Origin of the sequence: Pseudomonas sp. BNK-7 (assembly GCF_048072025.1) — a bacterium.
GTDB lineage: Bacteria > Pseudomonadota > Gammaproteobacteria > Pseudomonadales > Pseudomonadaceae > Aquipseudomonas > Aquipseudomonas danubii.
This window is the reverse complement of record NZ_CP182252.1, coordinates 6,238,875-6,250,891: the sequence shown is the minus strand read 5'-3', so window position 1 is coordinate 6,250,891 and position 12,017 is coordinate 6,238,875. Positions and strand designations below refer to the sequence as shown.

The following is a 12,017-nucleotide window of genomic DNA, read 5'->3' as shown; positions in this document are numbered from 1 at the left end:
TTGATCGGTTCTGGAGTTCACGCACATGGCAGCTTTATCGCAAGCGAATCAAACCGGGCAGACCCCGGCCGATGTGGCCCTTCCCAGCGATGCACGCATGGGCCGACTGTCCCTGACCATGGCCTGGTGGGCGGTGTGCAGCGCGATGTTCTATATCGTCGTCGGCGCTTCCCTGGCCCTGTCCTACGGCACCCGCAATGCCTTGATCGGCATGCTCTTGTCGGTGCTCAGCTATGGCCTGGTGAACAGCGTCCTCAGCCGCTTCGCCATGCGCAGCGGGCTCTCGGTGGCGCTGTTTTCACGGTTGTTGTTCGGCAGCACCGGGGCTTGCCTGGCGACCCTGATCTTCTTCTCCACGGCCATCTACTACGCGGTGTTCGAGGGTTCGGTGATCGCCGTGGCGCTCAACCACCTGTACCCGCAACTGCTGTACCCGCTGGCGGCGCTGGTGGTGGTGCTGTACAGCGTGCCGTTGATTCTGGGCAGCGTGCAGCACTGGCTGGACAAGCTCAACGGTGTGCTGTTGCCGGTGTACCTGGGGGGCTTGCTGTTCGCCGTGGGCCTGTCCATCAGCCGTTATGGCTACCAGCCGCAATGGCTGGATTTCGGCCCGGCCAATCCCAGTAGCACGGGCTGGTGGGATTGCTTTGTGGCCTACATGGGGGTGTGGATCCTGATGCTGTTCACCTTCGACTATGCACGCTTCGGCAAGCCCGAAGACGCCGGCTATCACGGTCGCTGGAACTTCGGCATGCCGTTCTACGCGGTGACGTTCTTGCTCAACGGTGCGGCAGGGATCTATCTGGTGAGCAGCATTCCCCATGACGGTGCACTCAACGAAGTTTCGGTGGTGATGGCGATCCTGCAATTGATGGGGCTGTGGGGGCTGTTGTTCGTCTGGGCCACGCAAACCCGGATCAACACCGCCAACTACTACCTGGCGACCTTGAACATGCAGGCGTTCTTCGGCCGCTTCGGCCTGCGCGGTTCCTACCTGATGTGGGCGGTGGCCGTGGGGATCATCGTCTACGGCCTGATGCTGGCGGATGTGTTCGCCTACCTGCTCAAGGCCCTGGCCTATCAGGGGATCTTCGTGGTGGCCTGGGTCGGTGTGGCCCTGGCGCAGATTCTGCTGGGGCGTACCGACGTGGCGGCGATTGAGCGCGTGGCGGCCTTCAACCCGGTGGGGCTGACGGCCTGGTTCGGCGGCACGGCCCTGGGCCTGATGCTGATGTGGGCGGGGGGTGGCTTGGCCAGTTTTTCGGCACCACTGACCGGGGTCCTGGCGTTTGCCTTGCAGGCCGGGCTGGCCAGTCGTTTGCACAGCCGCTTGCCCGCCGCCGGCTGACGGGGCGGGGCCAGCGGCGGTTCAGAACAGTTGGGTGAACAGCCAGTACAGGCTGCCCGACAGCAGGATCGCCGCCGGCAAGGTCAGGACCCAGGCCATGGCCAGGTTGCGGATGGTGCGCATCTGCAACCCGCCGCCATTGGCCACCATGGTCCCGGCCACCCCCGAGGACAGGACGTGAGTGGTGGATACCGGCAGGCCGAACATGTCCGCCGCGCCGATGGTCAGCATGGCCACGGTCTCCGCCGAGGCGCCCTGGGCATAGGTCAGGTGGGTCTTGCCGATTTTCTCGCCGACGGTCACCACGATGCGCTTCCAGCCCACCATGGTGCCCAGGCCGAGGGCGATGGCCACGGCGATCTTCACCCACAACGGGATAAAGCGCGTGGCGTTGTCGATCTGCTGTTTGAACAGTTGCAACTTGTCCCGGGTGTCCTGATCGAAGTGACCCACTTGGTTCTTGTCCATCAGGCGGATGGTTTCGCTGGTCAGGTACATGTCGTTGCGTACGTTGCTCATGGCTTCGGCGGGCACCTTGGCCAGCGAGCCGTAGCCCTTGACCTCGGCACCGATGGCACCGGTCAGGGCCGCCAGGGCAGGGATCAGTTCAGGCGTTGCCTCCTTGCTGCGCATGTAGTCCGAGAGCACCGCGCGAGGATCGGCGGGGGCCACTTGCGGGGCGCTTTTCACCAGGGCTTGCTGGGTGACCTCGGCCACTGCTGCAAATTGCAGTGACTGGTCGGCGGGCATGGTGCGGTTCAGGGCATAGGCCATGGGCAGGGTGCCCACCAGGATCAGCATGATCAGGCCCATGCCTTTCTGGCCGTCGTTGGAGCCGTGGGCGAAGGACACCCCGGTACAGGTCAGGATCAGCAAGCCGCGAATCCACCACGGCGGCGGGGCGTCGCCCTTGGGCGCCTTGTACAGCGCGCGATTCTTGACGAACAGGCGCAGGGCCAACAGCAGCAGGGCGGCAAACACGAAACCGATCAATGGCGAGAACAGCAGCGCGTAGCCGACCTTGGTGGCCTGGCTCCAGTCCACGCCGCTGGTGCCGTCGCGGCCGTGCATCAGTGCGTTGGCCACGCCGACGCCGATGATCGAGCCGATCAGGGTGTGGGACGAAGAGGCCGGCAGCCCCAGCCACCAGGTGCCGAGGTTCCACAGGATGGCGGCAATCAAAAGGGCAAAGATCATCGCAAAGCCGGCGGAGGAGCCCACTTGCAGGATCAACTCCACCGGCAGCAGGGCGATGATGCCGAACGCCACCGCGCCGCTGGACAGCAGCACCCCGAGGAAGTTGAACAGGCCGGACCAGACCACCGCGAACTGCGGCGGCAGCGAGTGGGTGTAGATCACGGTGGCCACGGCGTTGGCGGTGTCGTGGAAGCCGTTGACGAACTCGAAGCCCAGGGCGATCAGCAGGGCCACGCCCAGCAACAGGAAGGGCGTCCAGGTGGTGACCGTGGTGCCCAGTTCGTGCATGTCGTGCACCAGGCTGTAGGCGGTGAACAGCAAGCCCATGGCCAGCACCGCGAAAAACACCACCAGGGTGAAGGGGCCGGGTTTTTTATCCAGTTGCGGTTGGTGATCGAGGCTGGAGGCGGCAGTCAGGGACGGGGTGGCCATTGCTGGACAATCCTGTTGCTGGAAAGGAATGGTGTCCATGATCGTTGCCAAATGTTACAGGGAGACTGCCTCAGGTCATGGTTTAGGCGATTGAGCCGTTCCGTTGATCAAATCAAGCCCGCGTGGCCATCCCGTTATCCCGCTTATCGCATAGGAGCCGGTTTGCCGGCGAAGAGACCCTCAAGCCTGGCACCTGCCTTGGGGGAGCCTTCGCCGGCAAGCCGGCTCCTACAAGGTGGGGTCAGTAGTCCTGGCGCTTGCGGAAGGCCCAGCGCCCGGCGATCAGGGTGAAGGTGGCCACCAGCGCCACCAGGATCCAGAAGCCCTCCGGGTCGCCGGAAAAGGGAATACCGCCGACGTTCATGCCGAAGAAGCCGGCAATGATGTTGATCGGCAGCGCCAGCACCGTGACCACGGTCAGGGTGAACAGGGTGCGGTTGGTCTGTTCATTGAGGTTGGCGGCAATCTCTTCCTGCAGCAGTTTGATCCGTTCGCCCAGGGCGGTGAGGTCGTTGATGATCAGGGCGAACTCTTCGGTGGATTTGCGCAGTTCCTTGACGTCGTCCTTCTGCAGCCATTGTGGCGGCCGATTGAGCAGGCGCAGCAGCGAGCCCGGTTCCAGGGCCAGCAGGCGTTGCAGGCGCACCAGCACCCGGCGCATGGCTCCCAGTTCGGCACGGTTGCTGGAGACTCGGGACGCCAGCAACTGGTCTTCGATCTGGTCGACGCTGAGGCTGGTCTTGCGCACGATCTGGGTCAGCACTTCACCCTGGTCGCGCAGCAGGTGCACCAGCAGTTCCAGGGGCGAGCGAAAGCGTTCGCCGGCCTTGACCGAGGAGCGCAGCTTGTCCACCGAATGCAGGGGCTGCAGGCGGGCGCTGATGATCAGGTTGCTGCGCACGCAGACCCACAGGGTGGAAATGTCCGAGGACACCATGCTGCTGAAGTTGAATACCACATCGTTGACCACCGCCAGCAGCGCCGAGTCCACGTGTTCGATGCGAGTCGAGCGCGAGCCTTCGTGCAGGGCTTCGAAGAACTCCTCGGGCAATTGCAGGTGGGCTTTCATCCAGCGCTCGCAGGCGGCGTGGGCCAGGTTCAGGTGCAACCAGAGGAATTGGTCGTCGTTGTGCGGCTGTTGCAGGGCTTGCAGGGCCTTGGCTGAGTCCAGTTCATGACCCCGTTCGCCGGGCCGAAAGTTGAAACCGTAGAGCAGGCCAAACAGATCGGAATCGCGGTGACTCTGGTCGATGCTGTGGTTCATGGGGTCTCGCAGGAGGGACAGTGCCTGGCGCGGGCGTTACAGGTTCACTTGGGCCTCATCATGGCAAGGCTTTTTGACAGTTTTGTGACGTTTCAAAGTGCACAGTACGCGTTGCCATACCAGTGGTCGGCAGCGCTCAAGAATGGATCGCGGATGCCGATCACGCTCACATGCAATGCGCATTCGATTTTCCTCGAATGCTCCTGACAGGGAAGTTCGGACCTACGCATGCCTTTAGTGGCTTGCTCCATCCCTGCCATGAGATCTTCTCGATGTTTTTGCAAAAATCCCTGAGAGCGCAAATTCTTGCCCTGCTGAGCGGTAGCCTGTTTGCGGTGTTGTTGATCGCCCTGGCGTGTTTTCACTTGCTGTCCGGTGGCGTGCAGAGCTACCGCGAGCTGATCGAAGGTCCGCTGCGCAGTTCGCAGCTGATCGACGAGGCCAACCTGCAGTTCAAGAGCCAGGTGCAGGAGTGGAAGAACGTGTTGCTGCGGGGCAAGCAGCCCCAGGAGCTGAACAAGTACTGGCAGCAGTTCGAAGATCGTCAGCGGGATGTGCAGAACATCCTCGGCCAGTTGGCCCAGAAGCCGGGCCTGGACTCGGGCTTCAAGAGCCGGGTGCAGCGCCTGGCCGAGGAGCACCGTGCGCTGGGGGCGGCCTATCAGAAGGGCCGTGACGCCTATGTGGCCGCAGGCGCCGATCCGAGTGCCGGTGACGCGGCGGTCAAGGGCGTGGACCGTGCCACCAGCGAACAGATGAGCGAGTTGGTGACCGAGCTGCGCAAGCACAGTGACCAGCAGTCCCGGGACATCAGCTCGGCGGCTGATCGTACGGTGTGGCTGGGCATCCTGGTGATGCTGGTTTCCGGTTTGCTGATCGGCCTGCTCAGCCTGTGGCTGGTGAACCGCAGCCTGGTGCAGCCGATCCGCCAGTTGATCGACTACGTCGCCCAGCTCAGCCGTGGCCAGTTCGCCGACCGGGTGGCCAGCGATCGTCAGGACGAGCTGGGCAGGCTGGCGGGGGCCGCCAACACCCTGCGTGACTTCCTGGCCCAGACCTTCAGCAGCCTGCAGCGCAGTGCTGCGGACCTGGACAGCTCCAGCGGCGAGCTCAATTCCATTGCTACCCTCATGTCCCAGGGCACCAACGAGCAGTTCAACCGCACCGATCAGGTGGCGACGGCGATGAACGAGATGTCCGCCACTGCCCAGGAAGTGGCGCGCCACGCTGCCGATGCTGCCCGCGCCGCAGATGATGCCGACCAGTCGGCGCAGCAGGGCGAGCAGGTGATGCAGAGCACGATCCACAGCATCACCCAGATGCGCGGCGAGATCGCCAACACCGCCACGGTGATCCGCCGCCTGGAGGCTGACAGCGGGCGTATCGGCAAGGTCCTGGAAGTGATCCAGGGGATCGCCGAGCAGACCAACCTGCTGGCGCTCAACGCCGCCATCGAAGCGGCCCGGGCCGGTGAGGCGGGGCGCGGGTTTGCCGTGGTCGCCGATGAGGTGCGCAGCCTGGCCCAGCGAACTGCGGCGTCCATCATCGAGATCAACCAGATCATCCAGAGCGTGCAGACCGGTGCGGTGGATGCGGCCCAGGCCATCGAGAGCGGTCAGTCACGCAGCGAGCAGAGTGTGCAGCAGGTGACCGAGGCCGGTGCAATGCTGGAGCGCATCACCGAAGCGGTGGAAGCGATTCGCGACATGAATCGGCAGATCGCCACCGCCGCCGAGGAGCAGACATCGGTGGCCGAAGACATCTCGCGCAACCTGACCGAGATCACTTCGATTGCCAGTACCAACCTCGATAACGTCCAGCGCACAGAAGCGGCGAGCCGCAACTTGCACGGTCTGTCGGGACAGTTGAACGCAGTCACGGCGCGTCTGGGCGCCTGATACCGCTCACCCTCTATGCGGGCCCAAAAGCACAAGGCCGCGCTCCGGTAACGGGGCGCGGCCTTGTGCTGTGTGCGGGGCTTACTGGTCTTGCTTGTTGCTCAGGACCTTGCCGGTCTTGGCGTCCAGGTCCACGTCCCACTCGATGCCTTTGCTGTCACGCAGTTCTACCTGGTAGACGTAGGTGCCTGTCGCGGTCTGCTCCAGCTCGGTGTCGGTGATGCTGGCGGCGGTGGTGCCCGGGTGCTGGGCCAAGGCTGCCTGGTTGAGTTTTTCCAGGTCCATGATGGCGCCGGATTTGAGCAGGCCCGGGATCAGGTCCGGACGGACATCGGCCTGGGCCAGGCCGGCGGTCAGGGCCAGGGCGGCAGCGGCGAACAGAGCGGAGAACTTGGTCATGGGTTGATTCCTTGGGGTGATGGGTTTCGATGGACACAGGTTAGCCAGTGCAACTTAACTCACCCTTAATTCAGGTCAGTGGTTGCGCCGTTTGTTCAAGCCAGGGGGCTGGGGCGGGGCCCAAGCTGGTGTCTCCCTTCTAGGAGACTCAGTGAATGAAACGATGGCTTGCGTGGTTGTATGCCCCCTTGTTCTTTGGTGGATTCATCGGTGGTGCATTGTGCTGGATGAGCGCGGCAGAGGCGTCTGCGAGCGGGTTGCTGGTGTTGTTTGCGGCCGCGCTCCTGGTGTCGTTCCTGGTGGAGTGGGTCCTGCCTTATGAGCCGGCATGGAATCGCTCCCAGGGTGACCGCCTGCGGGACAGTCTGCATGCTCTGGTCAATGAGGGCCTGAATGCCCTGGGCCTGCTCGCATTGCCGGGACTGGTGGCGCTGCTGGCCCATGACGGTCTGTGGCCTCGGGACTGGCCGCTCTGGGGCCAATTGCTGCTGGCGATCGTGATCGCCGATTGCGGGATCACCCTGGCTCATTACGCCAGCCATCGCTGGGCCTGGCTCTGGCGCCTGCATGCGGTGCACCACAGTGTGCTGCGCATGTACGGTTTCAACGGTCTGCTCAAGCATCCCCTGCACCAACTGCTGGAAGCGTCGGCGGGGTTGCTGCCGTTGTTGGTGCTGGGCATCCCGCTGCCGGTGGCACAGTTGCTGGCCCTGGCCATTGCCATTCAATTGCTGTTGCAGCATTCCAATGTCGATATGCGCCTGGGGTTGCTGCGCCTGGTGTTTGCCTGGGCGCCGGTGCATCGCTTTCACCATATGAAGTACGGCCGTGCCGGTGATGTGAATTTCGGTCTGTTCTTCAATGTATGGGACTGGCTGTTGGGAACCGCGTTCTATCGGCATGACTACGCGATGCGCCAGGGCGACCTGGGCATCGGTAGCCGTCCGGACTATCCGGTGGATTACTGGCCGCAGTTACTGGAGCCATTCAAGGCCCAACACTATGCCGCCGAGCCCAAGGTGCCCGAGGCGTTGCGGCGCCCGGTCAATCCAGCAGGCGGGGCCTGAGGGATTTCAGGGCCTGGCCGGCGGTGACGCCGAACAGCGCCTTCAAGGTCCGGGAGAAGTGCGCGGTGTCGGCGAACCCGGCGCCATGGGCCGCCAGGGCCATGGCCTGCCCCTCCAGCAACAGGGCCATGGCCAGGCGCAGCCGTCGCCACAGCACCAGGCGCCGGACGGGCAGGCCGACATCACGGGCGAACAGCCGTTCCAGCTGGCTCAGGGACAGATGGGCCTGGGCTGCCAGTTGCGTCGCTGCCACCTTGCCCTCCAGGGCAGCGTCCAGAGCCAGCAGCGCCCGTGCCACGCGACGGTCGGCAATGGGCTGGCGCGGACAACTGCGCAGCGCCGCTTCCAGGCCGGGCAGTGAGGGCTCGACACGGCTGACGCTGAGCTGCAGGTCCTGAGCCGTGATTCGCAGTGGCTCGGCGAAGACCGTGAAGGCCCGGTCGGGGGCCTGGATAATGGCGTGGCGACGCAGCGCCTGGATCAGCAGGAAGCGGCCACTGAGTCGGACTCCGTCCAGTTCCACGGTGACCGGCTGTTCGGGGGCAATGATCAGTTGATGGGCGTAGTGGGCATGGGGCGTGGTGCGCCCCATCGCCCCGTGGATCAGACCAAAGTCATGACCCAGCCAGAGTTCGCCGCTCCAGTGTGAGGCGGACATTCAGTAACCGCTGGCCTCCAGCAGTTGGGCCACGCTGGCGCTGGCCGGCCGCTTGAAATACTTGAGCAGATCGGCGCTGCGGTTGGTGAAGATGCCATCGACCCCGGCCGCCATGACCTTCTTGAAGTCCACCGGTTCATCGACGGTGTAGACGTGCACCAGCAGGCCCTGGTCGTGGGTGTACTGATTCATCCAGGGTTGCACCAGATCCGCATAGCTCTGATCGCCGCCAGCCGTCAGTGCTGCCGAGGGACCGGTACCGATGGCTCCCTGGGTCTTGGCGAAGTCGACCCAGCGCTTGAACTCGGCCTGGTCCTTGGGTTGCTGCTTGGCATAAAAAGCGGCTTTGTCGGTCTCGCCGCTGTTGGCGAACGTCTGCCCGGAGGCTGGCTCGATGCTGCCGGGAGCCACCCACAGCAACAGGACTTTCGGCACCTTGGGCATTGCCTTGTGCAGCAGCTCCAGGCTGTGTTTGTCGAAGGTCTGCAGCACGACCTTGCCTTTGCCCTGGCCCACGGCCAGTTCGCTTTTCGCCAGCTTGGAGCCCGCCGGGCTCAGCCAGCCGCGGTCCTGGAGTTTTTCCTTGAGATCGTGCTCGATGCCGGGAAACAGCTGGGGCTCCTTGGTCTCGATGTAGAGCCCGGGTTTGTGCTGTGGATTGCCCTGGGCGATGTCGATGATCTCGTCCAGGGTAAGGATCTTCAGGCCGACGAAACCCGGACGGGCGCGGTCCGGATGGGCCTGGTTGAACCAGCTGCCGGCGTCGAGGGTTTTCAGCTCGGCCATGGTGAAGGCGTTGGCCGGGCTGTCCTTGCGTTCGGGGAATTTCTGCGCCACGTCGGTGGTACGTTGCAGGTTGTTGTCGTGCAGGGCGAAGAGCACACCATCCTTGCTGCGCTGCAGGTCCATCTCCAGGTAGTCGGCCCCCAGGTCCCGGGCCAACCTGTAGGACGCGGCGGTGGACTCGGGGGCATCGAAAGAGGCTCCACGGTGGGCGATCACTGCCGGGTGCGGAATGCCCTGGCGAGCGGCAAGTGCATTCGGATCAGGCTGTTCAGCGGCCTGGGCCAGGCCGCAACCGAGCATCAGGGCCAACATCAGGGCACAAGGGGGGAAGGTCGCTGGCATGCTCGAAATCCTTTCGTGGAGGCGGGGGCAAGGACCTATCTTTTAGCAACACAATGACGCTTGTGCTATCTCCAGAGCGACATAAATCCTTCTCATGCGCATCTTTCGCGGTTTTTTCCGGTGCTTTGCAGTACTCTTGGGCGCTGCAGTTTCCCCATCAGAGGGAAGCCTGAAAACAGCTCCTTCCTTGCCTCGCGTGTAGACCATCGATCACCCGTCCCATGGGACTTACAGTGAGGTTTACCATGAGCATCACCTCCGAACTCATCTGTCAGGCTGCCGATCAGCTCAAGGGCTTTGTCGGCTTCAATCGCAAGACCGGTCGCTACATCGTGCGTTTCAGCGAAGACTCCTTCGGCATGGATGTGGCGGATGACGCCATAGTGCCGGCCAATGAATTTGTCTGGGCACCGGTTTCCGATCAGGCCATGAGCCTCAAGCGCGAGCAGATCCAGTTGCTGCTGGATCAGAACATCGACGACCGGATCAACATCAGCGAACCGCTGCGGGTCTACATGCGTCGCAGCGATCTACCGGAAATCCAGGCGGTGCGCAGCCTGCTGTCGACCGCCCAGGGATGATCCGCGCTTGCCCTGAACCGCATCCGGAGCGGTTCAGGGCCTTGCTTCAAATGCCGAAGCTGTAGGCCCGCTCCACCTTGCTCACCCGGGTATGAAAGTAGCGGTACCAGTCGTTGCGACCACGCTCGCGGATGGCGCGGTGTTCGGCCTGTTGTTTCCAGGCCAGGATCGCCGCCTCGCAGCTCCAGTAGGACACGGTAATGCCGAAGCCATCCTCGCCCCGGGCCGATTCGACCCCAAGGAATCCCGGTTGTTGGCGAGCCAGCTCGACCATGCGTTCGGCCGCCCGGTCGTAGGCGGGATCGGTTTGGCGGCGCTGGGAACTGAAGATCACTGCGTAATAGGGTGGGGCGGGCGTCTGGTCGATCATCCTTGTGCCTCCAGGCAGGCGTTGAGCAGGGCTGTGACCAGGGGCGGTGTGCGGCCTTGGAGGGCCGCGCGCTCGGGCTGGAACAGTGTGGCGACGAAGAATGGATGGCCGTCCAGTTCCACGGCGCGCAAGTCGCCGTCACTCTCGTGGCCAGCAGGGCGCAAGGCGCCGCTGAGCAAGGGGCCGGCAAAGTCCGGATTGACCCCATAGCGGCAGCGATAACCTTCCTCGATGCTCTGGGTGCCGTAGGCCTGGGCAATCCGGCTGCCGCTGTGCAGCTGGATTCGGTCGCGGGCTTCCACCAGGGCGCAATTCAAGGGAGTGAGCACCGCGCGCTGGGCATGGGGGTTGATCTCGCCGTGCTCGGCGTCGTTCCAGCCCAGTACGTTGCGGGCATATTCCAGCACCGCGTGCTGAAAGCCGCCGCAGGTGCCGAGGAAGGGCCGTTGCTGTTCCCGGGCGACGCGTATCGCCAAGAGGGCACCGTCGATGTGGCGGTAGGGACTGCCAGGCACGCACCAGATTCCGTCGAAGCCTTTGAGCTGTTGCTCGTGGATCAGTCCCGGCGTGGCCAGCCACTGGTAGTCCACCCTGACCCCGCTATCGGTCGCGGCGCGTTCCAGGGCCAGGGGAATGGCCTGGTGTGCGGTGATCTGTGGGTCGTGATCCCCCACCAGGGCGATGCGGATGGTGACGGTAGATCGGGCTGTGTGCATGTGGCCTCTCTGACTTGTCGACTGCCTGGAGCCACTATAGATTGGCGATCACGCAATCAATATTGGCGTTTGCCCAAGTGATCAATGCAGCCGCGCACTATCAGCTGGACTATCCCGACCTGTCACTGATTCTCGCCCTGGTCCGTGGCGGCTCCCTGGCTCGCGCCGCGGCTCTGCTCAAGGTGGATGTTTCCACGGTGTTTCGTGCCGTGCGCCGGCTGGAGGCCGGGCTCGGGCAGCAACTGTTCGACAAGAGCCGCGCCGGCTATCTGCCCACCAGCCTGGCCCAGGCTCTGGCACAGCAGGCCGAACAGGCGGAGCAGGCCCTGGAGGCCGCGCGGATCGGCGTGGCCCAGGGAGGAGAGGTGATCAGCGGCACAGTGCGCCTGACCTGCACCGATTCGGTGTTGCAGGGCCTGCTGCTGCCGGCCCTGGCGCAATTCATGCCGAACTACCCGGCGCTGGTGATCGAACTCTGTACGTCCAATGATTTCGCCAACCTCAACCGGCGTGATGCGGACATTGCCCTGCGTCTGACCGCGACACCGCCGGAACATCTGGTGGGGCGCTGCCTGGGGGCGGTGTCGTATCGGCTGTGCGCGAGCCCGGAGTACAAGCTACGGGTGGATTGCAGCGACCTGTCGAAGGTGGCCTGGATCGCCCCGGATGATTTTCTCCCCGACCATCCCACCGTGGCCTGGCGCCGTCAGCGCTGGCCTGGCGTGCAGCCCAGCTACCGCTGCAACAGCATGCTCGCGGTGAGCGAGCTGGTAAGGGCCGGCCTCGGCGTTGCAGCCTTGCCGGATTTTCTCATGGGCGCTGGTGGTCTGGAGGCGTTGAGTGAACCTCTGGGGCATGACACAGCGCTGTGGCTGCTGACCCGTCCGGATTGCCGGGCCCTGCGTTCGGTGGTGACCCTGTTCGATGAACTGGCGCGCCATCTGCGCTGGCCATGAGCA

At 63.8% G+C, this 12,017-nt stretch carries 12 protein-coding genes and 1 pseudogene; 6 read left to right on the top strand and 7 right to left on the bottom strand.

The genetic code is table 11. The features are described from left to right. Positions 1-25 precede the first annotated feature (25 nt). Positions 26-1,348 carry a purine-cytosine permease family protein gene (locus ACMGF8_RS28140; RefSeq protein WP_102860658.1) on the top strand — a complete coding sequence of 441 codons (1,323 nt, stop codon included), beginning with the start codon at positions 26-28 and terminating at the stop codon, positions 1,346-1,348. A 21-nt stretch (positions 1,349-1,369) separates the two neighbouring features. Here the strand turns inward: ACMGF8_RS28140 and ACMGF8_RS28135 are convergent, their stop codons facing one another. Then, a complete protein-coding gene (locus tag ACMGF8_RS28135; protein WP_102860659.1) occupies positions 1,370-2,977 on the bottom strand; it encodes an inorganic phosphate transporter in 1,608 nt (535 codons plus the stop codon). A 241-nt stretch (positions 2,978-3,218) separates the two neighbouring features. Continuing rightward, the gene (locus ACMGF8_RS28130; RefSeq protein WP_115580721.1) at positions 3,219-4,241 is read right to left on the bottom strand and encodes a transporter; all 1,023 of its coding nucleotides are present in this window, start codon (positions 4,239-4,241) and stop codon (positions 3,219-3,221) included. A gap of 170 nt (positions 4,242-4,411) precedes the next feature. On the opposite strand from ACMGF8_RS28130, the pseudogene ACMGF8_RS28125 reads away from it, so the two are divergent. Then, positions 4,412-5,206, top strand: a pseudogene (locus ACMGF8_RS28125) (methyl-accepting chemotaxis protein); the annotation flags it as partial. A gap of 165 nt (positions 5,207-5,371) precedes the next feature. Further along, positions 5,372-6,139 carry a methyl-accepting chemotaxis protein gene (locus ACMGF8_RS28120; RefSeq protein ID WP_416760392.1) on the top strand — a complete coding sequence of 256 codons (768 nt, stop codon included), beginning with the start codon at positions 5,372-5,374 and terminating at the stop codon, positions 6,137-6,139. 81 nt (positions 6,140-6,220) lie between these two features. On the opposite strand, the gene ACMGF8_RS28115 is transcribed toward ACMGF8_RS28120, so the two are convergent. Then, the gene (locus ACMGF8_RS28115; protein WP_416757966.1) at positions 6,221-6,538 is read right to left on the bottom strand and encodes a PepSY domain-containing protein; all 318 of its coding nucleotides are present in this window, start codon (positions 6,536-6,538) and stop codon (positions 6,221-6,223) included. Between the two features lie 155 nt (positions 6,539-6,693). On the opposite strand from ACMGF8_RS28115, the gene ACMGF8_RS28110 reads away from it, so the two are divergent. Continuing rightward, positions 6,694-7,605, top strand: coding sequence for a sterol desaturase family protein (locus ACMGF8_RS28110; protein WP_207166406.1), 912 nt, complete (start codon positions 6,694-6,696; stop codon positions 7,603-7,605). Here ACMGF8_RS28110 and ACMGF8_RS28105 read toward each other — a convergent pair. After that, positions 7,583-8,263 carry a helix-turn-helix domain-containing protein gene (locus ACMGF8_RS28105; RefSeq protein ID WP_102860663.1) on the bottom strand — a complete coding sequence of 227 codons (681 nt, stop codon included), beginning with the start codon at positions 8,261-8,263 and terminating at the stop codon, positions 7,583-7,585. The two genes, ACMGF8_RS28110 and ACMGF8_RS28105, sit on opposite strands and share 23 nt — an antisense overlap. Next, complete coding sequence (locus ACMGF8_RS28100; RefSeq protein ID WP_207166405.1) at positions 8,264-9,391, bottom strand: glycerophosphodiester phosphodiesterase; 1,128 nt, start codon at positions 9,389-9,391, stop codon at positions 8,264-8,266. Between the two features lie 245 nt (positions 9,392-9,636). On the opposite strand from ACMGF8_RS28100, the gene ACMGF8_RS28095 reads away from it, so the two are divergent. Beyond that, entirely contained in the window at positions 9,637-9,972 is a 336-nt protein-coding gene (locus tag ACMGF8_RS28095; protein WP_102860665.1) for a DUF2025 family protein, read from the top strand. A gap of 46 nt (positions 9,973-10,018) precedes the next feature. Here ACMGF8_RS28095 and ACMGF8_RS28090 read toward each other — a convergent pair whose 3' ends face one another. Then, on the bottom strand, positions 10,019-10,342 hold the full coding sequence (locus ACMGF8_RS28090) for an antibiotic biosynthesis monooxygenase family protein (protein ID WP_115580718.1): 324 nt from the start codon (positions 10,340-10,342) through the stop codon (positions 10,019-10,021). Further along, entirely contained in the window at positions 10,339-11,058 is a 720-nt protein-coding gene (locus ACMGF8_RS28085; RefSeq protein WP_416757962.1) for a CTP synthase, read from the bottom strand. The genes ACMGF8_RS28090 and ACMGF8_RS28085 overlap by 4 nt, the downstream gene beginning before the upstream one ends. A gap of 62 nt (positions 11,059-11,120) precedes the next feature. Between ACMGF8_RS28085 and ACMGF8_RS28080 the strand changes: the two genes are divergently transcribed. Then, entirely contained in the window at positions 11,121-12,014 is an 894-nt protein-coding gene (locus tag ACMGF8_RS28080) for a LysR family transcriptional regulator (RefSeq protein ID WP_416757960.1), read from the top strand. Positions 12,015-12,017: the final 3 nt, after the last annotated feature.

Coding starts and splice junctions, on each gene's coding strand:
- ACMGF8_RS28140 (WP_102860658.1), top strand. CDS start 26: ATGGCAGCTTTATCGCAAGCGAATCAAACCGGGCAGACCCCGGCCGAT.
- ACMGF8_RS28135 (WP_102860659.1), bottom strand. CDS start 2,977: ATGGCCACCCCGTCCCTGACTGCCGCCTCCAGCCTCGATCACCAACCG.
- ACMGF8_RS28130 (WP_115580721.1), bottom strand. CDS start 4,241: ATGAACCACAGCATCGACCAGAGTCACCGCGATTCCGATCTGTTTGGC.
- ACMGF8_RS28120 (WP_416760392.1), top strand. CDS start 5,372: ATGTCCCAGGGCACCAACGAGCAGTTCAACCGCACCGATCAGGTGGCG.
- ACMGF8_RS28115 (WP_416757966.1), bottom strand. CDS start 6,538: ATGACCAAGTTCTCCGCTCTGTTCGCCGCTGCCGCCCTGGCCCTGACC.
- ACMGF8_RS28110 (WP_207166406.1), top strand. CDS start 6,694: ATGAAACGATGGCTTGCGTGGTTGTATGCCCCCTTGTTCTTTGGTGGA.
- ACMGF8_RS28105 (WP_102860663.1), bottom strand. CDS start 8,263: ATGTCCGCCTCACACTGGAGCGGCGAACTCTGGCTGGGTCATGACTTT.
- ACMGF8_RS28100 (WP_207166405.1), bottom strand. CDS start 9,391: ATGCCAGCGACCTTCCCCCCTTGTGCCCTGATGTTGGCCCTGATGCTC.
- ACMGF8_RS28095 (WP_102860665.1), top strand. CDS start 9,637: ATGAGCATCACCTCCGAACTCATCTGTCAGGCTGCCGATCAGCTCAAG.
- ACMGF8_RS28090 (WP_115580718.1), bottom strand. CDS start 10,342: ATGATCGACCAGACGCCCGCCCCACCCTATTACGCAGTGATCTTCAGT.
- ACMGF8_RS28085 (WP_416757962.1), bottom strand. CDS start 11,058: ATGCACACAGCCCGATCTACCGTCACCATCCGCATCGCCCTGGTGGGG.